This window comes from Spirulina sp. 06S082 (assembly GCF_034932145.1).
In the GTDB taxonomy this organism is placed as follows: Bacteria; Cyanobacteriota; Cyanobacteriia; order Cyanobacteriales; family Spirulinaceae; genus CCY15215.
In genome coordinates this window covers 17711-43318 of record NZ_JAYGHV010000385.1, presented here as the reverse complement: position 1 = coordinate 43318, position 25608 = coordinate 17711, and the positions used below count along the sequence as shown (strand labels likewise).

Sequence of the window (25608 nt, the reverse complement as noted above, 5' to 3'; positions counted from 1 at the left end):
TTAGTTTATCAAATAAACCAAAATAAATTCCCTGTCAGAATTTTTGATTTTGACAGGGGATTTTTAACGTATCGAAGAATTAACCTTTCATCAGAAAAAATGGGTAGAAACCCCGTCCTTATAGGACGGCTTTATATTAGTTTCGCTACCGCCTTGGAGTTGTTTAATTAGGGTGCCTTTGTATTGCACTTTTAACAGGACAATTACTGTATCTAACTAAACAACCCTGTACGCATAGCGTTTTTGCTCTTTCGAGCCTCCTATTTCTAGGGTAATGTTAGCTTCGACAATGTTAAAAGGGCTTGTTAGGTTAGCAGCACTATTTCAGTGACCTTAAAATTGTTTAACTGCTAACGACAGAGCGAGGAACTAGCTTCGCATTCCAGGGTGTCGTGACCCAAATAACGTAGTACGCTGGGTACTTAGTCTGGTCAGAATGGCTTGTCAGATTTCTCTTTCAAGCCTCACGCCTAAGGGCTGAGGTTCCTGACCCATTCTGTATGGAAAGATTCTCCGCGAGGCTTATCAACCCGTTCGTAGGTATGCGCCCCAAAATAATCTCGTTGCGCTTGAGTGAGATTTTGCGGGAGACGATCGCGGCGATAGCTGTCAAAATAATCCAAAGAAGCGCTAAATGCGGGTACGGCGATCCCGGTACTATTGGCGACAACTAACACATCTCGCCATGCTTGCTGGCGATCGAGAATACTTTGTTTGAATTCTGGTGCCAAGAGTAAATTGGGTAAGTTGGGATTTTCAGTGAAAGCATTCTTGATCTTATCAAGAAAACCCGCTTGAATGATACAGCCACCTTTCCAAATTCGCGCATCTTCAGCCAAATTGAGATTATAGCCTTTCTCCTCAGAAGCCTTCCTTAATAAAGCCATTCCTTGAGCATAGGAACACATTTTGGAACAATACAAAGCATCTTTTACTTTGTTGATAAACTCTTTCTTATCGCCAGTAAAAGGGGTTGTCGTGGCGGTAATTTCCTTTGCTGCTGCAACTCGTTCCTCCTTATAAGAAGACATGATACGGGCATTGACTGCGGCAAAAATTGTGGGAATAGCTACCCCTAATTCTAACGCACTAACCACCGTCCAGCGTCCCGTCCCTTTTTGTCCTGCCGCATCAAGAATAAAGTCGAGTAAATGAGTATTAGACTCTTTATCGACATATTTGAAAATATCTGCTGTAATTTCAATCAAGAAGGAGTTTAACTCATCCGTCGTATTCCATTCAGCAAAGATTTCATGGAGTTCTTGATTGCTCAATCCCAAACAGGATTTGAGGAGATCGTAGGCTTCGGCAATTAACTGCATATCGCCGTATTCAATGCCGTTGTGAACCATTTTAACATAGTGACCTGCGCCTCCGGGTCCGATGAAAGTAACGCAAGGACCATCATCAACTTGGGCAGCAATTTTAGTTAGAATGGGTTCAAGTTCTTTATAAGCTGCTTCTGTTCCTCCTGGCATCAAACTAGGACCTTTTAAGGCACCTTCTTCACCTCCACTAACACCCATCCCCACAAATCCAAGTCCAGTGGCTTCTAATTCTTGGGTGCGTCGTTCGGTATCATCATAAAGGGAATTTCCGCCGTCAATAATCATGTCCCCTTTTTCAAGGAGAGGTTTTAATTGTTGGATAACAGCATCAACAGGTTTACCTGCTTTTACCATGACTAAAACTTTGCGGGGAGGTTCAAGTAACTTCACGAATTCTTCAAGGGAATAAGCCGCTTTTACGTCTTTTCCTTGGGCCCGCGTTTCCATAAATGCTTTTGTTTTGCTTTCGGTTCGGTTATAAACTGCAATGGGAAAACCTCGACTTTCTACATTCAGGGCCAGGTTTTCTCCCATTACTGCCAAACCGATAACACCAAAGGTTCGTTTCGTCATAAGTCCTCTATAAGTCCTCTATGTAAGAATTCTGAATTGTTAACAATTGGAAGTTTTACTTCTAAAATTTGTCAATCTTGTCTATCTTAGCTCGATCTTTGAAATTATCATATAAAGAAGAAATTAAATATTAATTGTCGTGCTGATATTTGCCAGAAAAAACGTAATTTAAGGCACAATAAATATTAAAAATTGTTTAAGATTGAAAGAAAAAAGACAACTAAAGCAAGATTTCTCAATGACCAAATTATGAGCGAAACAATTGAAAAGACTCAGAGGGCGATCGCCGCCCCCTCTCGCCTTCATTATTGGCTGGGGGCGATCGCCTTGGTTTATTTACTTCTCGTGGCGGTAGGGGCGATCGGGGCGGGGTTTCAGGCAGTGGCAGGAGAGAGGGCAATAGATTTGTTTGCTTTTGCGACTAATCCTTTTGCGGGATTAATTGTGGGGATGTTGGCGACGGCTTTAATTCAATCTTCTAGTACAGTTACATCAATTATCGTGGGGTTGGTGGCGGGGGGTTTGCCGGTTTCTCTGGCGGTGCCGATGATTATGGGGTCTAATATTGGCACGACAATTACCAATACTCTTGTTAGTTTGGGTCACATTCGCGAGAAAGAGGAGTTTCAAAGGGCATTTGCGGCGGCGACGATTCACGATTTCTTTAATTTTATTGCGGTGGTTATCTTTCTACCGTTGGAGATTTTTACTCACTTTTTTGAGAAAATGGCACGAATCTTGGCGGGTTTCTTTGTTGGGGAAATCGCTGTGGATGCGGAAAAATTTAATTTAATTGCTGCTGTCACGTCTCCTGTTGAAAGGGTTTTAGCGGCGATCGCCAATTCATTTCCCGATCCTTTTAATGGGATAATTTTAATTGTTCTCGGTATTGTGGCGATTTTTCTCTCCATTTTCTATTTAGGCAAACTCTTAAAAGAGTTGTTGGTGGGTAAAGCTAAGGAAATGTTAGAAGGGGCGATCGGATCGGGAGCATTAAAAGGAATTTTTTCTGGTACGCTAGTGACAATTTTTGTGCAATCTTCTTCTACAACGACGAGTTTAATCGTACCTTTAGCAGGGACGGGATTTTTGACTTTAGAACAAGTTTATCCTTTTACTTTAGGGGCAAATATTGGCACTTGTATTACAGCGACAATTGCAGCAATGGCGGTGACAGTGAATCGATTACCGGCTTTAGAAATTGCGTTAGTGCATTTACTTTACAATGCTATTGGGGTTATTGTGATTTATGGTCTTCCATTTTTAAAAGATATCCCACTCTTTGGGGCAAGAAGGTTAGCAAAGATAGCTTGTGAGCAAAAAATTTGGGCTTTTATTTATATTTTCTCTGCTTTTTTTCTCCTTCCCAGTTTTTGTTTAGGTGTCACATGGTGGCTGGGATATTAAATAGGCATAGTTAACAGAGAAAGATTTCTTGATGATAAAATATGAGGGAAACAATTGAAAAGACTCAGAAGGCGATCGCCGCCCGATCTCGCTTTCATTATTGGCTGGGTTGGGTCTCGGTTTCTGGAGAATCTTGGTTATGTAGATTTTCCTCTACTGGAGAAGGTATCGCGTCTTCTTCCTCTTTTTCCAATAAAGATTCCACGTCAGAAGTAATAGGTAGCTTTTTGAGGGGAGGTGGTGTCGTCGTTAGGGGCAGTGAAGGACCGAGGGGTAGGGTAATCTTATCATCTAGCTTTTGATTTATGCCTTCAGAGGTAACGGTTTTGGCTTGACTGACAAAGAAAATGAACTTAAATTCTTGCTTAACTTGCCGACTGATGAACCTTTCTATTTCCTGCACCTGTTTGGGGGTAATTTCAACATTCGCTTGGACTGTTAAATAAACAATTGGTTTTTTTTGCGTCCAGTCTACTTGTGTATTGATTAAGGTGACATCTTCTTGTCCGATTGTCACCGTACTTCTTTGCAAAAGTTGAGTAATCGAATATTGTAGGCGAGAAGTTTTCACTAAATTGAAAAAATTAATGCCGAGGGGAAGCAATAGAACGACGATCGAGAGAAGGGCGATCGCCACATGACGGCTGACTTGCGTATAGCCAGCAATGATAAACACCAACATACAGGCGAAAATAATGCCGAGTAAGTTGGTTAAATATAATAAAAATGCTTGTTGGCCAAATGTCCAAAATCTCGGATCGTTAAAGGCTTTGGAAATGGAAAGTCCGACTACACATAAAGGAGGCATTAGGGCGACAGAAATGGCAGTTCCGGCTAAAGCATCGCTGACTCCTTTACGCACTTTAGCAAAGCCGCTAATTGCCCCCGCAGCTAGAGCAATGCCGAGATCGACGAGGTTGGGTTGGACGCGAGACTGAAATTCTGACCCAAAGGAGGGGATCGGGGTTAAGAGTCCCAGGAAACACGCTAGGGCGATCGCGATCGCGGTACCCCCAAGAATGGAAAAGAGGGACTTACGCAATAGGTCGATATCCCCTTCTAATGCAGCGAAGGCAAACCCGCGCAAAGGCAGCATCAGAGGGGCAATTAACATCGCGCCGATAATGACTGCGGTACTATTGGCGATCAGCCCAAATGTGGCGATCGCGCAAGAACTAATAATGAAAACGACATAGTTAGTATTCCATGCTGCATCAAGGAATAATTCCCGATGCAGTCTTTCTTCGAGCTTTCCCTCAACAGGTTGGGGTAAAAATTTTTGCAGGATTTGCGGGAGTTTCATAAGGAAAACAAAATAAAGTTATGCGATCGCATTGACTTTTGTTCTTTTCTCAGTTTCCCCTATCTTGTCGATATTATTTGCATATTATTGCCCAACGGTTGGAGGCTGTGTAATATAAACCCTACGCCCCAAGCGATCTCAAAGAATGGTTTCTGGTATATATTTAGTTTTATAACAATTTTGTGTAAAAAAATGAATAAAATTCGTGTGGTTTTAGTAGAATCTCGCGATCTGAGCCGAGTAGGTTTAAGTGCGCTACTGGGAAAGACTCAGGATATTGAAGTCGTGGGAGAGGCGGCCAATGGTCGTCAGGCTCTTGAGGTTTTGGCCTTCACTCAACCGGATATTGTTTTAATGGCCATTAATTTGCCCGATATTAACGGCATTGAGGTCATACAGAAACTGAAACGGTTGCGATCGCCAGAACCGGAAAACACAACCAAAGCGATCGTTTTAACGGCACGCGGGAGTGAAGATTCCGTTTTGGCTGCATTTGCTGCTGGTGCTGATTCTTATTGCCTCAATGATACCAGCTTAGAGACCCTCATACAGGCGATTAAATTGACCCATGAGGGGGACTCTTGGATCGACCCTTCCATTGCTCAGATTGTCCTCAAACACGTCAAACAAGAGCGGGAAGAACCCCATAAAACAGTCGAAATCACGGCTTTAGACCCCAAATCTCCTCTGATTATCGATGCTGATGCCATTACCGATCGCGAACTGGATGTATTGGAATTAATTGTTGCAGGACACTCTAATGCGGCGATCGCCGATCGCCTATATATTACTGTCGGTACGGTGAAAACCCACGTCCGCAGCATCCTAGGCAAACTTGGCGCGGAGGATCGCACTCAAGCTGCCGTTCGTGCTTTACGGTTGGGTTTAGTTAGTTAACCGGCACTATTCAGCCTTTTCTTGCAGATCGCCTGGTTCATTGATATACATTTCGGGTTCAACCGCGTAGTTATTCAACAGTCCTTCGCGATCGACGGTAAACCCTTCTACGGTATTAATTGAACCTTCTTGTAAGGGTTTATCTTTAAATCCATCTCCTTCTCGTTCCATACGTGCGGCAGTCTCAGCCGAAACAATTTTGCGATCGTAGTTAGCACCGGATTGATTTTGGTTGTCCATATTATTCTCCTTGAAAATGAGTAAATCTTGCGCGTTCATTAAAATTGAGATATCTTCGCTCTGTCTTATGAGTTAACCTTGTATGAGTTAACTTTGGGAATAACATCAGGACGTTCTTCTGTTTTCCAACCGATGGGACGCTTCGAGTTGTACCAAGCGATCGAACCGATAAAAGCTGCGGCAATAAATCCTAATCCTAGGACGAAGATCGCATTAAATGGTAAGTTGCTTGTGGCGGTTGTTTCTAGTAAAAGTTGCATAAGTTTTTTGTTTTGCTCCTTTCTTCATGTCTTCGCTTTCTAGCATAACAAGAACAAAAAGGCGATCGCATCTCTCAATTTAAAGGTTTGCTTCTATTCCTTGAGAGAGAGAAGGAGATTGGACTGCATACTCTACAATCGACCTCGTGAGGGAAGTAAAACTCTGCAATTTTTGCTATAATTGCGATACAGTTTCTCTCAAAATATATGAGCTTGGCCAAATTAAAGAAGGCGATCGCGATATTTTCCAGTTCTCTCGATCTGGAACTTGCTCTGAAGAAACTGAAAAGCGAAACAACGTCTCTGCAATATAATACCGAGATTGTCGATGATAATTATCTTCTTACAATTACAGGAACAGATGCAGAAATATTCTATATTAAAATGATGCTGACGAATAAAGGAATCGAAGAGCAGAATGATTACAGAGTTTCTAAATCTCCAGTCGATCTCTTTCCCGCGATCGGTGCAACCTTTCCCGCGAGTAATACCCCAAACCTCGAACCCGATACTGAGGTTCTCGATCTTCGTTAGCAGTACATCTCAGTCGGGTAGGAAGCGATACTAATCGAACTTGAACAAAAACATTGAGAAAGAATTTCCCCCACCCTCTCTCATTTGGTAGGGCGATCGCATCTTTAATTTCTTCCCTAAGATGGAGATTACCATTTTTAAATCTCTGCAATCTACCACTCAAGGGAGATGATAGGGCAACAAAATTTTTCTAAGATGGTGGAAGAGTGAAAATTGCTATGTGCTGTAAATCAAACTAACTGAAAAAAGAGCAGTATATCAGAATATCAGAAGTCAAAAGAAAAAGGAGAAAACATTGTGGTTGCCAGTAATGCTTTGTTGCAACAAAGAACACAGAACAATATCTGGGGAAAAGTCGAAAATTACTTGCTGAATACCCCTTTTTGGAAAAAAAGACAAGAAATTGTCGAAAAGGAATTTCGAGCGTTATTTTACCATCGCAATAATAATCCAGATGCGATCGCCGAAGAACTTGAAAATGTCAATCGCTTAGATTTCATTCGTTTATTACGACAACGCGGTATCTTAGGCCAAGCCAGAATTTTACGTTTTTCTCAGTGGTTTCAAGAAATTTGCCAAGAAGTTGTCAATGCAGCAAATGCTGCCCGAGAACGAAGAAAGGCAATGAACTTAATCGCCAAAGTGCAACTTTATCTTGTTACAACTCCCAAACAGGAACTCTCTCCCGAGGGGATCGATCGCGACTTTAAAAAGCTACTTTGGGATCCAAAGGCCAATTTTTCGCAATTGAAAAATCGTTTGTTTCAATTGAATAGTTTCTTTTTCAGACGCATCTTTGCAGTTCGAGAAGATATATCCGATCTCGAAATCTCTGCCATCATTACAGAGTTAGAAATGGCACGCGATCGGGTACTAGAAGAAGCACAGTTGACATCACAGTTAACATCGTAAAACAAAAACAAGCACGGAATTACTAAATCACGAACAAAGGTGGAACCATTCCACCTTTTTTATTAAGTAAGCTCTGCATTTATTATAGATTTATAATATATTCATCCTTTTGATATAACCATAGAGTTATAAATTTATTTCTCTCGATAGATGAAGAAAACATAAAGACCGAGTTATTATGATAATAGTTAAGTCAAGCAAAGGAGTTCATATTTATGGCAACTCAAATGAAAATCAAAGAGAAAGAAGCATACCAAGAAAAGGTCAAAGCAGAAGTTAATAAAATCAATGCTCAAATTGATGAATTAAAAGCGAAAGCAAACCAAGCCAAAGCCGATGCAGCTTTAGAATATAACAGCCAAATTGAAGAACTCGAAGCAAAACAAGATGCTGTAAACGCCAAACTACAAGAAGTCCAGCAAGCCAGTGAAGACGCATGGCAAGACCTGCAAAAAGGTTTTGATAGTGCATGGACTGAGTTAACCACCGCTTTTGAACGCGCGTCTAATAAATTCCAATAATCACGAAAGGTGGAAAAATTCTACTCATTTTTCCACCTTACCCGTTTACTCAAAGTAGGTCAATAGGATTTAGAGTTATGGCAATTCAAATTAGAGACAAAGAGGCATACAAAGCAAAGGTCAAAGCTGAAGTTGATAAAATTAACGCTCAAATTGATGAGTTAAACGCAAAAGCAAATCAAGCCAAAGCCGATGCAGTTTTAGAGTATCATAGTCAAATGGAAGAACTCGAAGCTAAAAAAAATGCCGTAAATACTAAATTACAAGAAATGCAGCAGTCAAGCGAAGACGCATGGCAAGAATTACAAATTGGCTTTGAGAGGGCATGGAATGAGTTAACCACCGCTTTTGAACGTGCATCCTCTAGATTCTAATATTATAATTTTAATAGTATAATTGCATTGCTCATCGTCTTGACCTTATCATTTTGATTTCAGTATTTCTAGAAAAGCACTTTTTCTGTAATAGCTCTTTCTCAAACATTTTTTAACTCAAAAGGAGACTTTCATGGATATTATTCGCATTATTGTTGCCATTTTACTTCCCCCATTAGGCGTTTTTCTGCAAGTTGGTATCGGTACGCAATTTTGGATCAATGTTCTTTTGACCTTCTGCGGCTATATTCCTGGAATCATTCATGCTATTTGGGTTATTCTTAAGGTGAAGTAAATTTCGGTTGTAAATTTATTTTTCCACAGCTTTGTTATTTCCTTGTTTGGGTGCATCTCAATTTTAAAAAAACTTGCAGAAACATGGAAATCAAAAGCAAGCAGGAATCTTGATTCCGTAGTATAGATTTACATTTTGAGATGCACCCAATTGTTTTGTTGTTATTTCAAGAAAAAATGGATTTAAAAGTCATCATCCCCTCCATTTTATTAGCTTTATTAACTTTAGCATCTGCCCCTTCTCAAGCCGGTAATCCCAAACAACAATTACTCAGAACGAATGCTTGTCCGGGATGCGATCTATCTAATGTAGACTTATCTCAAGCACATTTGATCGGTGCAGATCTGCGAAATGCTTCCTTAGAAGGAGCAAATTTATCAGAAGCCAATTTAGAAGGTGCAGATCTCACCGGTGCTAATCTTGAAAATGCCGATTTAAGCAGTGCTTTCTTAACCAATGCTGTTTTGAATCAAGCCGATCTCGATCGCGTCGATCTCAGCCATGCTATAATCTATGACGCTCATGTTGTGGATGCGTCAATGGAAGACATCGATTTAACTAATGCCGTCGTCTTTAACACGGCGATCGGTGTCGGTGGAAATGCCCCTTAATTCTGCAATGCAATCTCTTAACTTTAGCAATTTTTTGTATTTATCTCGCACTTCATTTACCTCGCACTTTAAGATAGAAACATGACTGAGTTATTGAGTACAATTTTTGAAAGTCTTAGAGAACTTGTTGCCAGTGGTGTTAAAAGTATCCCAGCAATTTTAGCGGCAATTATCATTCTTTTTCTCACTCGTTACCTGTCTCAGTTCGTGCGAGGACTGGCAACTAGAATTTCTGAAAAATCCGTTCGCAGTAAGTCTTTACAACTCCTGATTGCGAAAATCGCCGACATCGCAACTTGGATTTTTGGGGTTCTTTTTGCGGCAGTTATTGCCTTCCCTGGATTGCGTTTGGGTGATATTGTAGCAACATTAGGATTGAGTTCCGTTGCCATTGGTTTTGCCTTCCAAGATATTTTCAAAAATTTCCTTGCTGGGACTTTGATTCTCTTACAAGAACCTTTTCGTATTGGGGATCAAATTATTGTTGGAGATTTTGAAGGAACTGTGGAACGAATTGACGTGCGAACCACTAAAATTCGTACCTATCAAGGAGAACGAGTTCTTCTTCCCAATTCGGAGGTTTTTACGAGTGCAGTGCAAGTACAAACGGCTTTTGATTCTCGTCGAACCGATTTAGCTGTAGGAGTAGACTATAATACCTCTTTGCCCGAAGCAACTGATATTTTAGAACGCATTATTAAAGGTGTTGAAGGTGTCTTGCAAGACCCCGAACCCGAAATTGATTTGGTCAGTTTTGGGGATAGTTCTATTGATTTTCTCGTGCGCTATTGGACGCGATCGCAACAAAAAGAGGTTCGCGTTACTAAAACTCGTGCCATTCTTGCCATTAAACAGGCATTAGATGATGCTAATATTAGCATTCCTTATCCAATTCGCACCCTCTATTTTTACAATCAAGATAGGTACAGTGATTATTTGCCGAAGTCCCGCGATCGCGAACAGAATTCTATCTAAATTCTGCCCATTCCCCTGTAAGATAGATGGTAGAATTTCAGTAGAGATGAAGGATTAACGTGCAGTTTTTTGTTTACCATACGCCAGAATTGACCCCCACGGATTCGCAACCCGACTGCGCGATCGCCATCGACGTACTACGGGCTACGACAACTATTGCCACTGCTTTAAATGCTGGTGCTGAAGCCGTCCAAGTTTTTAGCGATATTGATAAGTTATTAGAAGTGAGTGCTGAGTGGCCGGTAGAGAAGCGCTTGCGGGCAGGAGAACGAGGAGGCAAACAAGTTGAAACTTGTGATATGGGAAATTCCCCTCTTTTTTGTACCAGAGAAAGAGTTAAAGATAAACGTTTATTTCTCACTACCACCAATGGAACGCGGGCATTACAACGGGTTGAAGATGCCCCCATCGTCCTTACTGCGGCACAGGTGAACCGTCACGCTGTGGTAGAATATTTGCGCCAACAGCAACCAGAAACCGTTTGGTTGGTAGGATCGGGTTGGCAAGGAGACTATTCCCTCGAAGATACGGTTTGTGCGGGGGCGATCGCCATGCCTTTCTATGAAGGGAATGCAGACATGATTGGTAATGACGAAGTTTTGGGGGCGATCGCCCTTTACGATCGCTGGCAAGATAAGTTAGTAGATTTGTTCCACCAAGCGAGCCACGGAAAGCGATTATCCGGTTTGAATTTACTTGAAGACCTCGAATATTGCGCTAAAACAGATATTCTTGATATTCTCCCCATGCAAACTGAAAAGGGTGTTATTAAAGCTGTTTAATCCACGATGGGCATTACCCACTTAATCGATATTCTCAATTTCTTTGATTGTAATATTTCTTAATAATTTAGCGCTTTTGCTCTGAAACTTTCTGAACATTAAGCAGGATGAGATGATTTTGTAGACCATTCGAGCCTCTATCTGAATTCTGCCACTCTCATCCTCATGCCACAAGGAATTCAGGATTTGTGGGTAAAGCATAGGCGATCGCAGGGAGAGGTCAAAATTGTTAAACTCTGAGAGCAAGTATTTTTAATTAGGGACTGATGAAACGTCGAAAATCTCCTTACGACCGTTACGACGACCGTTATGACGATCGCAGAAATGGCAGAGGATATGACAATCGCTCCTCAACTGTGCCAGAAGACCGCGATCGCGGCAACCAGAAGCGATCGCCTTTAGCTGGGTTTAATTTGCCCTTTAATGTTAATTATCCCATTTTGGCTGTCATGGGGGCGGTATTTATTGGCGGAATTGCCTTGGGTATGGGCTTGAGTCTCAGTCCTAGCGATAATATTGTCAATGTAGCCTCGCGAGACGTAATCGATCGCCGCTCTCCCAGTCCAGAAATTTGCCTCAAATATGGAGCAAGTGCAATGGTGACAGACCTGCGGGTATTTATGACGCTCAATCCTTTTAATGTTTATGTCACCCAACCCGTCATGCAGCCTGGATGCGTTTTGCGAACCAATAATTGGGCAATTCTCGAGCAAGCACGATTGATTAATAGCGACCAAGTTAATGATTGCAAACGACGCATGAATACATTTGGCTATACGGGAAGTTTAGAGGGATCGCCAAAAATCAATTGCGTTTATCAAAATGATGCCGCAGGAAACCTTTTTCTCAATCCTGAAGGTAGAACTAATGTTAACGCTCCTAATGAGTCCGAAAACTTTTAAAACTGTCAAATCAATTCAAAAAATGGTCATCGGTTAGGGTTTGGAGGGTTTGGAGGGTTTGGAGGGTTTGGAGACCAAACCCCTACATATCAACTATCAACTATCAACTGCCAATGTACAGTTTATTTGGCTATGGTAATATGATCGCCGATCGCCACCGCATGAATGCTTATGTTAAAGCGCTTGAAGGGTGTATTAAACCTGGTTCTATTGTGTTGGATATTGGCACGGGGACGGGGATTTGTGCTATTTTAGCGTGCAAATTAGGAGCGAAACGAGTTTACGCGATCGAATCTAATGCCGCGATCGCCGTGGCGAAATTAGCTGCCCAAGATAATGACTGTGGGGACAGAATTGAATTTATTCAGGGAATGTCCGTGGATGTCAATTTACCGGAAAAAGTTGATGTTATTGTTTCTGATCTACGGGGAATCTTGCCGTTTTTTCAACAGCATATTCCTTCAATTATCGATGCGCGATCGCGTTTTTTGAAGACGGGAGGTATAATGATTCCTTTGCGCGATCGCTTATGGGGAACTCCCGTCCAGACTCCAGAATTATATCGTTCTTATTCTTCTCTCTGGCAGAAGGATATCCCCTACAATATCAATTTAGAAAGCGCTCGTAGTTTCCTCTTTCATGCTTGGAAGAAATGCACAATTTCACTAGATCAATGTTTAACCAAACCCACATTATGTGCTGTTTTAGATTATCCTCAAATCTCTACGCCAAACTTACAAGCAAAATTAGAATGGAGCGCAGAAAAAGCAGGATTAGTACATGGAATTTGTTTGTGGTTTGACTCAGTATTAATGACAGGAGTAGAATTTTCTAATGCTCCTGGACAGCCCGACTTAATTTATGGAAAAGCCTTTTTACCTTGGCTCAAACCCACTAAAATTGCTTCTGGCGATCGGATAACCTGCGATCTCAAAGCAAATTTAGTGGGAGGACAATATATCTGGCAATGGAACTCTAAAGTTATCACTGGAGGGAAAACTAGGACAGATTTTAAACAGTCTACATTTAACGCAAAACTGATTAATCGAGAAGCATTAGAGCGGCGATCGCTAGATTATATTCCCCAAATTAATGAAAATGGGAGAATTACCTCTTTTATTCTCAGTTTGATGGACAAAAACAACAACTTGGAAGCCATTGCCCGCGAATGTGCAGCGCTATTTCCTCAGCGTTTCCCAACTTGGAAAAATGCTGTAAATCAAGTCAGAGAAGTTATTGATAATTATGGCCAATAAGAACAGACAAAAAAATATTGATTATTATTGATTATTCATTGACAATTAATAAATATTCATTGATAATTTGTAATTGGCAATTGTTCATTGATTTATGAGTTATTTTACCGATCTTTCTTCATTAGTTTCTCGTCGAACTGCTCTAAAAATAATGGGTGTAACGGCTGTGGGTGCAGGGTTAGGGTATTCCCGCTTTAGCAAACCACAACCAACTATTTACCAACCCGATCGCCTCGATCTCCCTCTTCATCTCGATAGACAAAAAACCGTTTGTGTTGTAGGGGCAGGATTAGCGGGTTTGGCTTGCGCTTACGAACTCACCAAACGCGGATTTGCTGTAACATTGCTAGAAAAATCTCCTAATTTGGGGGGGAAAATTGCCAGTTGGAAGATTCAGGTGGGAGAAGATGAATTTATGATGGAACACGGTTTTCACGGCTTTTTTCCTCAATATTATAATCTCAAAAGTATGGTCGCAGAATTGGCAATTGAAGAGAATTTTAAATCTTTAGAATTTTATTCTGTCCTCTTTCGCAAAGGAGAATATCAACCGGAAGTTTTTCGTCCCAGTCATTCGGCTTTTCCTTGGAATATTGTCGATCTGGCGATCGCTTCTCCCAATCGCTTTCAATGGGGAATTAATCTGATTAATATTAAACATTTACAAGTCTTTCAGGCAATTACTGGTTTTCGCATTCCCCAAACCTTTAAAAAATATGATGCCTTAAGTGTTGCAGATTGGGTTGCAGAAGATTTTCCCCAAGGACTATACGATCTCTATTTTCTGCCTTTTGCTAAGTCCAGTTTAAATTCACCCGATCGCCTCAGTGTCGGAGAATTATTACAGTTTTTTCACTTTTATTTCTTTGGCAACCCCGAAGGTTTAGCCTTTAATGGTACTCGGGATGACATGGGGACAAGTCTAGTCAAGCCGATCGCCAATTTTATTCGCAATCATGGTGGTAAAATCATCCCAGAAGCAACTGTAAGCAAGATTCAATCTCAAGAGGGAAAAATTAATTCCCTGACTTATCAACAGGGAAATTTGCAAACCGATGTTCCTTTTTGGGTCGAAGGTAACGAGTTATTAGAAGATGGAAAATATTACGGTGCTGGCGATCGCCTTTATTTGGCCACAAATGAAACGGAAGTTCTTTCTCTAACCTGCACCCATCAAGGCTGTAGCGTCCGCAAACAAGCCGATGGAGGCTTTCTTTGCCCTTGTCACGGTGCTAAATACGATGCAGCCGGAAAAGTCCTCCAAGGACCTGCAAAGCGCGATTTAGCCGCATTTAAAATTGTCGAACAAGAAGAGAATAAAGTGAAATTAGTGGCTGCAAATGCGATCGCCGATGGGGAAGAAATTGCGATCGCGACAGACTATTATGTTATTGCGGCAGATGTTCCTGGAACAAAACATCTTTTCGATCTGATGCAAGGAGATGTTAATGCAGATATTAACAACAAGGTACAACAATTGGCTGTTTCCGATCCCTTTGCCGTAGGACGGTTTTGGCTAGATCGGGATTTTCCTTGGGAACAAAGCAATTTTGCCTCTCTATCCGGTTACGATTTAACAGATAGTATTACTCTCTATCACCGTATTCAAAACCAGTTTATTGAGTGGTCGAAGCGGACGGGATATAGCGTCGTTGAGCTACACGCTTACTGTTATAAAGAGAAAGAGTTTCCGACTCAAGAAGAACTATTAGCAACCTTTGAAAGAGAACTTTTTGAAATTGTCCCCGAGTTGCAAGGGGCAACCATTTTACATAAAGAGTTAGTCAATCAGAAAAACTTCTCCGGTTATCCTCCCAATAGCTATCGCGATCGCCCAGAAACAAGAACAGAAATTAACAATTTGATGTTGGCAGGAGATTGGGTAAAAATGCCTTTTCCCTGCGGTTTAATGGAGAGGGCAGTTAGTAGCGGTCTCTTGGCAGCCAACGCCATTTTACAAGAGGAAGGGTTGCAAAGGCGATCGCTTTTCTCAGTCAATCCCGAGGGTTTATTAAAAATATAAACAAAAAAACGTAGGGGTTTGGTCTCCAAACCCTCTCATGTCCTCCAAACCCTCTCATGTCCCTCTCCAAACCCTCTCATGTCCCTCTCCAAACCCCTCATTAAAGTCTTCGCAAAGCTACAATTGGATCGAGTTTTGCCGCACGTCTAGCGGGAAAAACACCAAATATTAAACCAATTCCCCCCGACATTCCTACAGCTAGAATTACAGCCAATGGAGAAATAACTGCTGAAAGGGGAGAAATGAGACTGACGAAGATGATGCCACTAATGCCCACAATTGTGCCGATTATACCTCCAGCAGCAGAAACAATAGTTGCTTCCACTAAAAACTGTGACAAAATATCATTTTCCCTGGCACCCATTGCCTTTCGCAGTCCAATTTCTTGCGTTCGTTCTGTCACAGAAACTAACATAATATTCATCACGCCAATACCTCCGACAAGTAAAGAAATTCCGGCAATTCCTGCTAGTAAAGTGGTTAGCCCTCCGGTTACAGTTCCCACAATATTCAAGATATCCTTTTGGGTTCGTACCGTAAAATCATCCTCTCCGACAATTTTATGGCGCAAGCGTAATAAATTTTCGAGTTGAAATTTAGCAGCATTAATACTTTTTTTGTCTTTTGCTGAGACAGAAATAAAGCTAATCTCAGTTCCATAAATCGATGTTTTTCCGACTAATTGATTTGCCATTGTTGTGAGAGGAAGGAACATGATATCGTCTTGATTTGTTCCCAAAAATGCACCCTTGGACTTCATAACTCCCACAACTTCAAAACCAATATTCTTAATGCGAACTTGCTCCCCAATGGGATCGCGAGCATCAAAATATCTTTCAGCACGTTCCGATCCTAAGACAACAACTCTAGTATTACGTTGAAGATCGCGTTCAGTAATAAAACGCCCTCGATCAATTTCATAATCTCGCACGGGCATAAATTCTGGTGTTACGCCAGTTATTAAATGTCTGGCATTACGATCCTTATAAGCGGTAATCATTTGTGCATTGATTTGTGGCGCAACTAAATCCACAGAAGGAACTTGAGAGGCGATCGCCTTAGCATCTTCTAAAACTAACGTTTTGGGCAAATCAAAAGTCGTCTCTCGATCTTGTTGCGATCCAGGTACGATAAAAATTACATTCGGTCCTAGGGATTCAAATTCATCATTAGCGAGTTTTTGCGCCCCTTGTCCAAAACCAATCATAGCAATTACAGAAGCATTCCCAATCACGATGCCCAACATCGTCAAAGCACTTCTTAGTTTATTACTCAGCAGTGTATCGACTGCCATTCTCATACTTTCTGCGGTTTCCATTTTTCCAGTTCCCTCCTATCAACTATTAACTATCAACTATTAACTGCATATTACTCTTCTTTCGGTTGATATTTCTCTGGCAATTCAATGAAAACTCGCTCCCCTGGTTGTAAGCCACTAATAACTTGAGTTTTATCTTCAAGAGTTGCCCCTAAAATAACTTTTCTAAACTCAGGTTTACCATTGTCGTCAGTGACCATCACACCTTTTTCACCCTCTTCAGTAACGATCGCCACAGTGGGAATCACCAAAGTTCTCGCGAGTTGCTCCCCCAAAAATGTAACATCGACATTCATCCCCGACAGTAACTCTTTTTGGTTTGGATCCACAGCAATGCGAACTTCAAAAGAAGTTACATTATCTTCTACCACCGCTTCGGGAGCCACCAAGCGCACGACACCGCGAAAAACTTTATTGGGAAAGGCATCTGCAACAATTTCCACGGGTTGTCTCGGTTGTAATTGGCTGACATCGATTTCGGGAATTTTTGCCAACACTTCTAAACCTCGGGCGATCGCTAAAATTGAAGTCGAAGTCGCTGAAGCTGTCGCCGAAGCTGAAGTGGTGGGGGCAATAAAAGCTCCACGTGTCGCATATCTTTGCGTGATAATGCCTTTAAAAGGGGCTTGTACGATCGTATCCCGAGCGATGACCTCCAATTCTTCCACTTGCGCTTGTGCCGCTAAAATGCCAGCCTGCAATTGAGCGAGTTCAGCTTGAGAAGTGGCTTCTCGTTCGGCGCGTACTGCCTGCGCTTCTTGTAGATTAGCCTGCAATTGAGCGATTTCCGGTAGCTCCGTTCTCTGTTCTCGCCGGAAGGCTTGCTGCGCGTCCTGTAGTTCTGCCTCCGCCGCCCGAACTTCCACAGATACATCGTCAAAGGCATTTGTTGAAACGGCTCCCGCTTCTGTAGGAATTTGATAGCGCTCAAAACGACTTTTTGCCCGTTTGTAGCGTTCTTCGGCAGCAATAACGCGCACTCGGGCTTGTTCGATTTCTGTGGGAATTCTCTCCTGTGCTTCAATTCCTCCCGCAATAGCCCCGTTAATGCGAGCATTCGCCTGCTCGATTTCGAGGGGAATTCTCCTTTGGGCAATTTGAAAATTCGCGGCGGCTTGTTGGAGGTTGGCAACGGCTTGCTTGCCTTGAGCGCGAATTTCCTCGTTATCCATGACCGCCAAGGGCTGCCCTTGTTCGACTTCCATGCCTTGTTCGACAAGAATTTGCCGGAGAATTCCCGCTCGTTTGGGACTGATATTAACACTTTGGAACGGTTTAACTGTACCGCTTGCGTTGACACGGACTTGTAGGGATTCTTCTTCGACCAGAACAGTATATTGTTCGAGTTGCGACCCCTCGCCGAAAACTGCGTTATAGGTAACAACACCCACGCCGACAATACTGCTACCAGCAATGCCAAAAATGAGCCAAGGGATAAGATTTCGCGATCGCACAGAAAATATCATAGAGGTGAATAAAACAATACGCCGAGCTTTTGAACCATCATTACAGAAAAAAAGCGAGAAAGCCTGCAACCTTATCTGAAATTTTTACAGATTTGCAAAAAGACGAGTTCGCATTGCTATACTAACAAAATGCCGCAGGTGCAAGCCCCCTAGGATGCGTCGGATCGATGTCAGAATCGATATAGTCGCTAAATATAGCTAAAATATCGCAGAACATTGCCCCGCGATCGCCTAGAAACTCTAATGCTGGCAACTGGGTAGCGATAACCAGAATAAACACGATTAATATTAAAGGTTTGAAACGATATTGTGCTTAAGAGGAACTGGTTACTTTCAGCTTTAGCAATAGCAGGGTCTTGGCAGTTGGCGGCCCCCGTCTTCGCACAAGCCTTGTTGCCCTATACGTTTAACGTAGATGCCAAGGATTTCGAGCAAAATGGTGCTATTCTCGTCCAAGATGTCGTCCAACTCGTGCGTTTCGAGCAATACGGTTTAGCACTTCCCCGAGCCAAATTAGCCACTCAGTTGGCTCCCAATCTTTTTGAATCTTGGTTTATTTTGGGTAGCCTCTACATTCAGCAGCAAGAACTCGATCGCGGTATTGAGGTGCTGTTAAAGGCGCAAGAATTGGCTCCAGAAGAGGCAGGGATTTTATTCACTTTGGGGTCTGCCTATTTCCAAAAAGGTCGTTATGAGGAAGCCTTGGCAGTCTTGGAAAAAGGACTCAGCATTGATTCTGAGTCTATTGAAGCACTATTTGACTTGGGCAATACTTATTTGATGTTGCAGCGCTATCCCAAGGCGATCGCCTCTTATGAAATTGCCTTTGCTCAAGAAAAAGAATTCTGGCCGGCAGTTAACAATATTGGTTTGGTTAAATACGAACAAGGAGACATCGAGGAGGCGATCGCCAAATGGCGCAGCGCCCTTGCAGTGGAACCCGAAGCGGTGGAACCCAAACTGGCGATCGCTGTTGCCCTCTACACTAGAGGAGAACAGGAACGCGCTTGGCAACTGGGAGAAGAGGCACTATCCCTCGATCGCAAATATGCAGAGTTAGACTTTCTCAAGGAAAACCTTTGGGGAGAAAGACTTTTAGCTGATGCTGCGGGTTTTTTGGCGACTCCCCGCATTCAGGCACTGGTTAGTCGATAAACCGGCGATCGACCTGTGCTAAACCAGACGATAAAAAAGAGGGGCTTGTCAAGTCCCTCTTTTTCTAGTACAAGAATATGTATAGAGAAGAAAACCTAAGTTTGCTTGATGTACCGGAGAATACCGCCCATCGTCTATTTTTCATCTCACGAATTTATTCCTCAACATCGGGTAATAATCGTTTAATCTCAGCCACAAATTCTTTGTGATCCACCACGGGTTTAGAGATATAACCATCAGCCCCGCTTTGTTTGAGGAAGTTTTCGCGATCGCCTTCCATGGCGTGAGCCGTGACTAAAATAATCGGTAGATCGGCAGTTTGGGGATCGGCTTTGAGCATTTGTGTAATTTTAATACCATCAACGGCCTGCCCTTGATAGACGCTATGAGCCAGGGAAACATCCATCAAAATAATATCAACCTCCCGAGATTGGGCGAATTGCATCACTTCTTCAACATTTTCCGTCCCTTTAACCTCCAAACCGCCCCGTTTGTTGAGAATCTTGCTAAAAACGCGGAGATTAATGGGATCGTCTTCTACAATCAGAACGGTTTTCATAAATATCAATCGCTAACAATGCGGATAAGAATGGGCAACAGGGAGTAAAGAGGGAGGCTTCATCTTTTGTAAGACTCCCATAACCTAGGATAATCCACTATCCCCTCTAAGCTGTAAGAAAAATCATTAAGAAGGACACAGACACTCATGGCCAAGCAATTAAATCTACTAGAGACCGGACAAATTATTCCCACAGCACTCCATACAGAAATGGAACGGTCTTATCTAGAATATGCCATGAGTGTCATCGTCGGTCGAGCGCTACCGGATGTGCGGGATGGCTTGAAACCAGTTCATCGCCGGATTTTATATGCCATGCACGAGTTGGGTTTAACCCCCGATCGCCCCTATCGCAAATGCGCTCGGGTGGTGGGAGATGTTTTGGGCAAATATCACCCCCACGGGGATCAGTCGGTCTACGATGCTTTGGTACGGATGGTACAGGAATTTTCTTCTCGTTACCCCCTTTTGGCGGGTCACGGTAATTTTGGCTCCGTGGATAACGATCCCCCGGCTGCAATGCGCTACACGGAAACAAGGTTAGCGGCGATCGCCCATGAAGCCATGTTAGGAAATATTGGCGAAGCGACGGTAGATTATGGCAATAATTTTGACAATTCTCAACAGGAACCGGTGGTTTTACCGGCTCAGTTGCCTTTGTTGCTCCTCAATGGCTGTACGGGGATCGCCGTGGGGATGGCCACTAATGTACCTCCCCACAATCTCAGAGAATTGGTGGATGGTTTAATCGCTTTGATCGATAAGCCAGATTTGCCCGATGAAAAACTCTGGAAGTTAATCCCCGGTCCTGATTTTCCCACGGGAGGGGAAATTGTCGGGACAAAAGGGGTGCGGGAGGCTTATCAAACGGGACGAGGCATTATGACCATGCGGGGAGTCGCCCGCATTGAGAAGGTGCAGGGAGGGAGCAAGAGACGCAGGGAAAAAGCGGCGATCGTGGTGACGGAATTACCCTATCAGGTGAATAAGGCGGGGTGGATCGAAAAAGTTGCTGATTTGGTCAATCAAGGGCGCATGGAGGGCATTTCTGATATTCGCGATGAAAGCGATCGCGATGGAATGCGGGTGGTGATTGAAACCAAGCGGGATGCTAACCCGAGGGAGGTTTTGCGCCAACTCTACAAACAAAGCGCCCTCCAAAGCAATTTTGGGGCGATTTTATTGACCTTGGTGGATAATAAGCCCTGTCAGTTGAGTTTGCGGGCAGTTTTAGAGGAGTTTTTGAAGTTCCGCGAGGAAACCCTAACTCGTCTCTATACCTACGATCTTGAGGAATCCCAACGACGACAGCATTTGATTGAAGGGTTATTAGCAGCGTTAAATAATCTCGATCTGACTATTGATATTCTCCGTCATGCCCCAGATGGAACAACTGCCAAAGTTAGTTTACAAGAGCGTTTGGACATTAGCGCATCTCAGGCTGATTCTATTTTAGCCATGCCCATGCGTCGTTTAACGGGGTTGGAGAGGCAGAAATTGGAGACGGAGGCTCAAGAGTTACAAGAGAAGATTGCGGGGTTAGAGTTATTGTTACGCGATCGCGCGGAATTTCTCAAATCTCTCAAGAAGGACCTTCGCACTCTCAAACGCAAGTTTGGGGACGATCGCCGCACTCGCATCGTCACGGAAGAAGCCGTTAAAGGAGGAGAAAAGAAGAAGGAAAAAGGGAAAAAGAAGGAGGAGAAAACCCCAACCCTCAGCACTGAAAATTTATTCACCATTCCCGATGATGCCGTGTTGGAGGTGACGCGCAAAGGGGGAATTTGTTGGCAGTCCCCCCCTTCCAAGCCCAAAGCGGCGAAGAAGCCGGAAGATTTGCTGCTTTGTCGGGAGGCGATCGCCGGGCGAAAGGAATTGGTGGTGGTGACGGATAGCGGCAAGGCTTATCCTTTGCTCCTAGGGGACATTCCCGCATCGGGAGGCAAGGCTGTACCCTTGCTTAAATTCCTACCCAGTAGCGTCAAAAATAAGCGAGAAGCTATCTTTTCTTGTTTTTTTGTTCCCCAAGACCTCAAGCAAAACTTTCTCGTTCTGATGACCCAAAACGGACGGATTAAGCGTTTGGCGGGGGCTGAGGTGGCAGAATTGACCAATCGCGGCTCCTTGCTGATTAAATTTAAAGAGGACGATTGTTTAAATTATTTGGGTTGGGCGCAAGAAGGGGATGAAATGGCGATCGCAACTTCTGCGGGACGAGTTTTACGATTGAATGTCGATGATGAACAACTGCCGGTGATGGGACGCAATACCCTCGGAAATCAAGCGACGCGGGTACGGGTTAAGGAAGAAATTATCGGGGGGATAACGCTTCCACCGGAGCAAGATTTGTTGATTGTCACCCAACAAGGTTACGCCAAACGCATTCCTTTAAATCTCATTCGTAAGGTGAATCGCGGCGATATTGGTACGCAAGTGATGCAGTTTGTCGATAAAGGCGATCGCCTAGTGGGAATTATGGTAGCACCCCCGGAAAATCAACGCTTTGTGGCAATTTCTCAGACTCAGCGCTTGCTTTACGTCCCAGTAAAATCAGTGAAAGTATGGGGAAAAGATGGGGTTGGCGATCGTATTTTTCAATTGAAAGATAATGAAACAATTGTGGAAATTGCTCGCAGGTAATTATTTCCTTGAAAATTGCAGGGACATTTTCACAAAATTGCCCCCGATAAGCGTTATATACTGGAGGGGGTGCTGCTGATCGAACCAGCAATGCTTCACCCGATAAGCCGGGAAATCGCGAAACCTAGGAGATTCCAATTAGTCTATGATCTGGCCGTTTAAACCCAACAAGCGCAAACAAATTGCCCGCATTGAAATTACTGGCGCGATCGCCACGGAAACGCGCAAACGAGTCCTCAAAGCGTTAAAAACCATTGAAGAGGAAAAATATCCCGCAATCTTATTACGCATCGATTCTCCAGGGGGAACTGTTGGAGACTCCCAAGAAATTTATGATGGTTTAAAGCGAATCCGCGAAAAAGGGGTTAAAGTCGTCGCCAGTTATGGCAATATTTCTGCATCGGGAGGCGTTTATGTGGGAGTCGGTGCCGATAGTATTGTCGCAAATCCAGGCACAATTACGGGGAGTATTGGGGTAATTCTACGGGGGAATAATCTCGAACGTTTATTAGATAAAATTGGCGTTTCCTTTAAAACGTTTAAATCGGGACCCTACAAAGATATTTTGGCTTTCGATCGCGAATCAACCCCAGAAGAGAAGGCAATTCTACAGGATTTGATCGATAACAGCTACGGACAATTTGTTGAAACAGTAGCAGAAGGACGCAATTTAGAGGTTGAAACGGTGAAAAGTTTTGCCGATGGGCGTATTTTTACGGGACAGCAAGCTCTAGAATTAGGGATGGTGGATCGCCTGGGAACAGAAGAAGATGCCCGTCGCTGGCTTTGCGAATTAGTTAAGCTAGACCCCGAAAAAGCTCAATGTAATACTATCGAGGAAAAGAAACCTTTATTAATGCGAGTTTTATCGGGACGCGCAATATCGAAGCGATCGCGGTTGTCAATGACCTTGAATTGGTTAGAATTTGAAATGGTAACAGAAGGGCAACCTTTATGGTTATACCGACCCTAACAGCGATCGGCGATCGATTATCCGTTAAATTAAATCAAGGAGGATATGCTAGTGGAGTGGAAAGTGCGGGCTATTCGCGGCGCAACGACGGTGACAGAAAATAGTGTGAAAGCGATTCGCATTGCAGTTACCGAGTTAATTGAGGAGATCGAAAGGCAAAATCAATTAGATCCCGAAGAGATTGTGAGTGCTACATTTACTGCAACCCGCGATCTCGATGCAATTTTTCCTGCCGCGATCGCCCGCGATCGCCCCAAATGGGATAATGTCCCCCTTCTTGATGTTCAGCAAATGTACGTGAAAGGCAGTTTAGAATGTTGTATTCGGGTTCTTATTCATGTCAATACTCCCCAACCCCAAAACAAGATAATTCACGTTTATTTAAGGAAGGCTAAAAATCTCCGTCCCGATTGGAGTTTAGCAGAATTGGTCTAGGAAAGTCAGTGGAGTATTACGCCGAGAAAACGGTAACGCGAGAAAACAAGCAAAATAAGCAGAAAAGAGCTTTCAAAAAAGCAGATTTAGAGATGCTGGAATGGTCGGCATCTGTGGGAGAAATTCATTTAAAATATTCGGTTTAGTTCTAATATTCTGGAGACATAAACTATGCAACTAGAAGATTATTTTATCTTTCTCGCTACCAATGACATTCGCCTAAAAGGTACGCGAATTGGCATTGAAACAGTTTTGTATGACTACATTTATCGCAGTCGAACACCTGAAGAAATTGCTAAAACCTATCTATCATTAAGCCTAGAACAGGTTTATGCCACAGTTCTCTACTATCTTCATAACAAACAACAGATCAGTGAGTACCTCGCTAATTGGCTAGAGTGGGGAAACAAAATGAGAGAAGAGCAAAAACTTAATCCGCCGCCAATCTCCGAAAAATTACGTCAACTTCGAGCCGAACGACTAACACTAGGAAAATCCTATGCAAATCAAGTATTTGATGGATGAAAATCTCAACCCAATTTATCAAATACAGTTACGTCGCAAAGAACCTGATTTAGTAGTTTGGTCAATTGGCGATCCCAACACACCACCAAAAGGTACTTTAGATCCTGATATCCTGCTTTGGTGTGAAAGATATGATTTTATTCTTGTAACGAATAATCGGAGTTCTATGCCTGTCCATCTAATCGATCATCTTGCTCAGGGGCATCACATTCTTGGAATCTTCCAAATCAATCCAAGCATGAGTTTGGGTGAGACAATTGAGGAATTAGTATTGGCTGCTCTTGCTTCTCTGGATGACGAGTACAGTGATCGAATTTCATATCTGCCATTGCCATAGCATTTAATAATCACGACTCACAGGAATTGCGATCGCCTTTAGAAGATAGATTGTTAATGCGATCGCCTAAAAATCACGGCTCACAGTAATAGCGATCGCGCTTCATCAGAAAAAGCGATCGCATTTAGAAAAAGGACTTTAATATAATCTGAAATATTGGACTTCATAACATCCTTAAAAAAAGTGAAGGACTCAGAATTTGGGTACCGTGAAAATATTTTAGAGGGAGTAAATGCCGCCGATCCAAGCTGACTAAATAATCTGCTTTTGCTTCGTAAGCAGCCGCTAAAAAAATATTGTCGTTAGGGTCTATATTGTCCAAAATTGTTGTTTCATAAGCTCCAGGAATAAACAAGCTAGTTTTTGCAATTACTGTAATTAACAATTGAATATCAAGTAAAGAAACGGTTTGCCGATTTAAGATAACAATTAATTCTTGTAATAGTTGAGGAGACATGATAAGGGTAAATTTGCTGTTGCGCCAAGCATCTAATACTTGAGGTGGAGAACTCTGAGAATTCTTACTGAGTAGTGCGGCAACAAATACGGAAGTATCGAGAATAACTTTAGGGAGTAATTGCGTCACGGTTAGCTATTTTAGTACGAATACTATCAAGTTCTGACCAGATTTTTTCAGGGGACTGATGGCCAGATTCTTCGGCAAGTTTCCAGGCTTCAGCAATAATAGCATCCGCGATCGCCAATTCTGTTGAGGTAGGTCGCGGTATATTTTGAGTACCAAAATTTTGAAAGTCTTCTAATTCGGCGGGGGTTAGGATGAGTTTTTGAGTCTGCATGGCAATTTTTTACTTTTGACTCTATGATAACTTTTACCGAGGGTAATCGTCATCTCATTCCCACAACACGCGATCGCCATCTTATCAAATTTTAAAAAAGCGATCGCCTAAAAATTTAAGACTCACAGGAAGTGCGATCGGCTTTAGGAGATGGATTATTGAGGCGATCGCCTCGGAAACTCTCATCTGTCAGAATATCTCCGCTTTATT

At 42.7% G+C, this 25608-nt stretch carries 30 protein-coding genes; 20 read left to right on the top strand and 10 right to left on the bottom strand.

The annotated features are described in order from the left end of the window. Positions 1-470: 470 nt before the first annotated feature. Positions 471-1901, bottom strand: coding sequence for a decarboxylating NADP(+)-dependent phosphogluconate dehydrogenase (gnd, locus tag VB714_RS22015; protein ID WP_323226832.1), 1431 nt, complete (start codon positions 1899-1901; stop codon positions 471-473). A 249-nt stretch (positions 1902-2150) separates the two neighbouring features. Here gnd and VB714_RS22010 point away from each other — a divergent pair, with 249 nt between their 5' ends. Further along, positions 2151-3308 (top strand): Na/Pi symporter, encoded by a 1158-nt coding sequence (locus tag VB714_RS22010; RefSeq protein ID WP_323226830.1) that lies wholly within the window; start codon positions 2151-2153, stop codon positions 3306-3308. Between the two features lie 97 nt (positions 3309-3405). Here VB714_RS22010 and VB714_RS22005 read toward each other — a convergent pair whose 3' ends face one another. Further along, positions 3406-4611, bottom strand: coding sequence for a DUF389 domain-containing protein (locus VB714_RS22005; RefSeq protein ID WP_323226829.1), 1206 nt, complete (start codon positions 4609-4611; stop codon positions 3406-3408). A 192-nt stretch (positions 4612-4803) separates the two neighbouring features. Between VB714_RS22005 and VB714_RS22000 the strand changes: the two genes are divergently transcribed. After that, positions 4804-5508 (top strand): response regulator transcription factor, encoded by a 705-nt coding sequence (locus VB714_RS22000; RefSeq protein WP_323226828.1) that lies wholly within the window; start codon positions 4804-4806, stop codon positions 5506-5508. Positions 5509-5514: 6 nt separating this feature from the next. Here VB714_RS22000 and VB714_RS21995 read toward each other — a convergent pair whose 3' ends face one another. Next, complete coding sequence (locus tag VB714_RS21995; protein ID WP_323226827.1) at positions 5515-5787, bottom strand: hypothetical protein; 273 nt, start codon at positions 5785-5787, stop codon at positions 5515-5517. 26 nt (positions 5788-5813) lie between these two features. Then, the gene (gene psb35, locus VB714_RS21990; protein ID WP_323226826.1) at positions 5814-6008 is read right to left on the bottom strand and encodes a photosystem II assembly protein Psb35; all 195 of its coding nucleotides are present in this window, start codon (positions 6006-6008) and stop codon (positions 5814-5816) included. A gap of 207 nt (positions 6009-6215) precedes the next feature. Between psb35 and VB714_RS21985 the strand changes: the two genes are divergently transcribed. The 11 genes from VB714_RS21985 to VB714_RS21935 all read left to right on the top strand — a co-directional run bounded on the left by VB714_RS21985 (position 6216) and on the right by VB714_RS21935 (position 15193). Beyond that, the gene (locus tag VB714_RS21985) at positions 6216-6542 is read left to right on the top strand and encodes a hypothetical protein (protein ID WP_204103316.1); all 327 of its coding nucleotides are present in this window, start codon (positions 6216-6218) and stop codon (positions 6540-6542) included. A 297-nt stretch (positions 6543-6839) separates the two neighbouring features. After that, positions 6840-7454, top strand: coding sequence for a hypothetical protein (locus VB714_RS21980; RefSeq protein WP_323226825.1), 615 nt, complete (start codon positions 6840-6842; stop codon positions 7452-7454). Between the two features lie 215 nt (positions 7455-7669). Next, positions 7670-7975, top strand: a complete 306-nt coding sequence (locus tag VB714_RS21975) for a hypothetical protein (RefSeq protein ID WP_323226823.1) — start codon at positions 7670-7672, stop codon at positions 7973-7975. A 77-nt stretch (positions 7976-8052) separates the two neighbouring features. Further along, the gene (locus VB714_RS21970) at positions 8053-8349 is read left to right on the top strand and encodes a hypothetical protein (protein ID WP_323226822.1); all 297 of its coding nucleotides are present in this window, start codon (positions 8053-8055) and stop codon (positions 8347-8349) included. Between the two features lie 133 nt (positions 8350-8482). Beyond that, positions 8483-8644, top strand: a complete 162-nt coding sequence (locus VB714_RS21965; protein WP_204103463.1) for a YqaE/Pmp3 family membrane protein — start codon at positions 8483-8485, stop codon at positions 8642-8644. A gap of 176 nt (positions 8645-8820) precedes the next feature. Further along, complete coding sequence (locus tag VB714_RS21960) at positions 8821-9255, top strand: pentapeptide repeat-containing protein (protein ID WP_416309764.1); 435 nt, start codon at positions 8821-8823, stop codon at positions 9253-9255. A gap of 81 nt (positions 9256-9336) precedes the next feature. Then, positions 9337-10230 (top strand): mechanosensitive ion channel family protein, encoded by an 894-nt coding sequence (locus VB714_RS21955; protein WP_323226820.1) that lies wholly within the window; start codon positions 9337-9339, stop codon positions 10228-10230. A gap of 59 nt (positions 10231-10289) precedes the next feature. Then, entirely contained in the window at positions 10290-11012 is a 723-nt protein-coding gene (locus VB714_RS21950) for a 2-phosphosulfolactate phosphatase family protein (protein ID WP_323226819.1), read from the top strand. 266 nt (positions 11013-11278) lie between these two features. Beyond that, complete coding sequence (locus tag VB714_RS21945; RefSeq protein ID WP_323226818.1) at positions 11279-11914, top strand: DUF3172 domain-containing protein; 636 nt, start codon at positions 11279-11281, stop codon at positions 11912-11914. Positions 11915-12027: 113 nt separating this feature from the next. After that, positions 12028-13170, top strand: a complete 1143-nt coding sequence (locus VB714_RS21940; RefSeq protein ID WP_323226817.1) for a 50S ribosomal protein L11 methyltransferase — start codon at positions 12028-12030, stop codon at positions 13168-13170. 94 nt (positions 13171-13264) lie between these two features. Next, positions 13265-15193, top strand: coding sequence for an FAD-dependent oxidoreductase (locus VB714_RS21935; protein WP_323226816.1), 1929 nt, complete (start codon positions 13265-13267; stop codon positions 15191-15193). 100 nt (positions 15194-15293) lie between these two features. Here VB714_RS21935 and VB714_RS21930 read toward each other — a convergent pair whose 3' ends face one another. From VB714_RS21930 to VB714_RS21920, 3 genes are all read right to left on the bottom strand, one after another. Then, positions 15294-16511, bottom strand: coding sequence for an ABC transporter permease (locus VB714_RS21930; protein ID WP_323226814.1), 1218 nt, complete (start codon positions 16509-16511; stop codon positions 15294-15296). A gap of 50 nt (positions 16512-16561) precedes the next feature. Beyond that, positions 16562-17977 carry an efflux RND transporter periplasmic adaptor subunit gene (locus tag VB714_RS21925; RefSeq protein ID WP_323226813.1) on the bottom strand — a complete coding sequence of 472 codons (1416 nt, stop codon included), beginning with the start codon at positions 17975-17977 and terminating at the stop codon, positions 16562-16564. Positions 17978-18098: 121 nt separating this feature from the next. After that, complete coding sequence (locus VB714_RS21920; RefSeq protein ID WP_323226812.1) at positions 18099-18257, bottom strand: hypothetical protein; 159 nt, start codon at positions 18255-18257, stop codon at positions 18099-18101. Positions 18258-18286: 29 nt separating this feature from the next. On the opposite strand from VB714_RS21920, the gene VB714_RS21915 reads away from it, so the two are divergent. Further along, positions 18287-19132: a tetratricopeptide repeat protein gene (locus tag VB714_RS21915; RefSeq protein ID WP_323226811.1), complete on the top strand. Its 846-nt coding sequence runs from the start codon at positions 18287-18289 to the stop codon at positions 19130-19132. 154 nt (positions 19133-19286) lie between these two features. Here VB714_RS21915 and VB714_RS21910 read toward each other — a convergent pair whose 3' ends face one another. Beyond that, positions 19287-19691: a response regulator gene (locus VB714_RS21910; protein WP_323226810.1), complete on the bottom strand. Its 405-nt coding sequence runs from the start codon at positions 19689-19691 to the stop codon at positions 19287-19289. Positions 19692-19838: 147 nt separating this feature from the next. Between VB714_RS21910 and VB714_RS21905 the strand changes: the two genes are divergently transcribed. The 6 genes from VB714_RS21905 (at position 19839) to VB714_RS21880 (ending at position 24601) form a co-directional block, all read left to right on the top strand. After that, a complete protein-coding gene (locus VB714_RS21905; protein WP_323226809.1) occupies positions 19839-22331 on the top strand; it encodes a DNA topoisomerase (ATP-hydrolyzing) in 2493 nt (830 codons plus the stop codon). 145 nt (positions 22332-22476) lie between these two features. Then, positions 22477-23304, top strand: coding sequence for a signal peptide peptidase SppA (gene sppA, locus VB714_RS21900; RefSeq protein ID WP_323226808.1), 828 nt, complete (start codon positions 22477-22479; stop codon positions 23302-23304). A 51-nt stretch (positions 23305-23355) separates the two neighbouring features. Beyond that, positions 23356-23739, top strand: coding sequence for a chorismate mutase (aroH, locus tag VB714_RS21895; RefSeq protein ID WP_416309762.1), 384 nt, complete (start codon positions 23356-23358; stop codon positions 23737-23739). Between the two features lie 8 nt (positions 23740-23747). Further along, the gene (locus VB714_RS21890) at positions 23748-23885 is read left to right on the top strand and encodes a hypothetical protein (RefSeq protein WP_323226845.1); all 138 of its coding nucleotides are present in this window, start codon (positions 23748-23750) and stop codon (positions 23883-23885) included. Between the two features lie 25 nt (positions 23886-23910). After that, positions 23911-24264 (top strand): DUF433 domain-containing protein, encoded by a 354-nt coding sequence (locus VB714_RS21885; protein WP_204103570.1) that lies wholly within the window; start codon positions 23911-23913, stop codon positions 24262-24264. Further along, positions 24239-24601: a DUF5615 family PIN-like protein gene (locus VB714_RS21880; protein ID WP_323226806.1), complete on the top strand. Its 363-nt coding sequence runs from the start codon at positions 24239-24241 to the stop codon at positions 24599-24601. The genes VB714_RS21885 and VB714_RS21880 overlap by 26 nt, the downstream gene beginning before the upstream one ends. Before the next feature lie 163 nt (positions 24602-24764). On the opposite strand, the gene VB714_RS21875 is transcribed toward VB714_RS21880, so the two are convergent. Beyond that, on the bottom strand, positions 24765-25187 hold the full coding sequence (locus VB714_RS21875) for a putative toxin-antitoxin system toxin component, PIN family (protein WP_204103569.1): 423 nt from the start codon (positions 25185-25187) through the stop codon (positions 24765-24767). After that, positions 25168-25398 carry a hypothetical protein gene (locus tag VB714_RS21870; RefSeq protein ID WP_204103568.1) on the bottom strand — a complete coding sequence of 77 codons (231 nt, stop codon included), beginning with the start codon at positions 25396-25398 and terminating at the stop codon, positions 25168-25170. The genes VB714_RS21875 and VB714_RS21870 overlap by 20 nt, the downstream gene beginning before the upstream one ends. Positions 25399-25608: the final 210 nt, after the last annotated feature.

Coding starts and splice junctions, on each gene's coding strand:
- VB714_RS21975 (WP_323226823.1), top strand. CDS start 7,670: ATGGCAACTCAAATGAAAATCAAAGAGAAAGAAGCATACCAAGAAAAG.
- VB714_RS21910 (WP_323226810.1), bottom strand. CDS start 19,691: ATGAAAACCGTTCTGATTGTAGAAGACGATCCCATTAATCTCCGCGTT.
- VB714_RS21965 (WP_204103463.1), top strand. CDS start 8,483: ATGGATATTATTCGCATTATTGTTGCCATTTTACTTCCCCCATTAGGC.
- VB714_RS21955 (WP_323226820.1), top strand. CDS start 9,337: ATGACTGAGTTATTGAGTACAATTTTTGAAAGTCTTAGAGAACTTGTT.
- VB714_RS22005 (WP_323226829.1), bottom strand. CDS start 4,611: ATGAAACTCCCGCAAATCCTGCAAAAATTTTTACCCCAACCTGTTGAG.
- VB714_RS21960 (WP_416309764.1), top strand. CDS start 8,821: ATGGATTTAAAAGTCATCATCCCCTCCATTTTATTAGCTTTATTAACT.
- VB714_RS21935 (WP_323226816.1), top strand. CDS start 13,265: ATGAGTTATTTTACCGATCTTTCTTCATTAGTTTCTCGTCGAACTGCT.
- VB714_RS21985 (WP_204103316.1), top strand. CDS start 6,216: ATGAGCTTGGCCAAATTAAAGAAGGCGATCGCGATATTTTCCAGTTCT.
- VB714_RS22000 (WP_323226828.1), top strand. CDS start 4,804: ATGAATAAAATTCGTGTGGTTTTAGTAGAATCTCGCGATCTGAGCCGA.
- sppA (WP_323226808.1), top strand. CDS start 22,477: ATGATCTGGCCGTTTAAACCCAACAAGCGCAAACAAATTGCCCGCATT.
- VB714_RS21945 (WP_323226818.1), top strand. CDS start 11,279: ATGAAACGTCGAAAATCTCCTTACGACCGTTACGACGACCGTTATGAC.
- VB714_RS21940 (WP_323226817.1), top strand. CDS start 12,028: ATGTACAGTTTATTTGGCTATGGTAATATGATCGCCGATCGCCACCGC.
- VB714_RS21995 (WP_323226827.1), bottom strand. CDS start 5,787: ATGAACGCGCAAGATTTACTCATTTTCAAGGAGAATAATATGGACAAC.
- VB714_RS21905 (WP_323226809.1), top strand. CDS start 19,839: ATGGCCAAGCAATTAAATCTACTAGAGACCGGACAAATTATTCCCACA.
- VB714_RS21925 (WP_323226813.1), bottom strand. CDS start 17,977: ATGATATTTTCTGTGCGATCGCGAAATCTTATCCCTTGGCTCATTTTT.
- psb35 (WP_323226826.1), bottom strand. CDS start 6,008: ATGCAACTTTTACTAGAAACAACCGCCACAAGCAACTTACCATTTAAT.
- VB714_RS21885 (WP_204103570.1), top strand. CDS start 23,911: ATGCAACTAGAAGATTATTTTATCTTTCTCGCTACCAATGACATTCGC.
- VB714_RS22010 (WP_323226830.1), top strand. CDS start 2,151: ATGAGCGAAACAATTGAAAAGACTCAGAGGGCGATCGCCGCCCCCTCT.
- gnd (WP_323226832.1), bottom strand. CDS start 1,901: ATGACGAAACGAACCTTTGGTGTTATCGGTTTGGCAGTAATGGGAGAA.
- VB714_RS21870 (WP_204103568.1), bottom strand. CDS start 25,398: ATGCAGACTCAAAAACTCATCCTAACCCCCGCCGAATTAGAAGACTTT.
- VB714_RS21970 (WP_323226822.1), top strand. CDS start 8,053: ATGGCAATTCAAATTAGAGACAAAGAGGCATACAAAGCAAAGGTCAAA.
- VB714_RS21880 (WP_323226806.1), top strand. CDS start 24,239: ATGCAAATCAAGTATTTGATGGATGAAAATCTCAACCCAATTTATCAA.
- VB714_RS21930 (WP_323226814.1), bottom strand. CDS start 16,511: ATGGAAACCGCAGAAAGTATGAGAATGGCAGTCGATACACTGCTGAGT.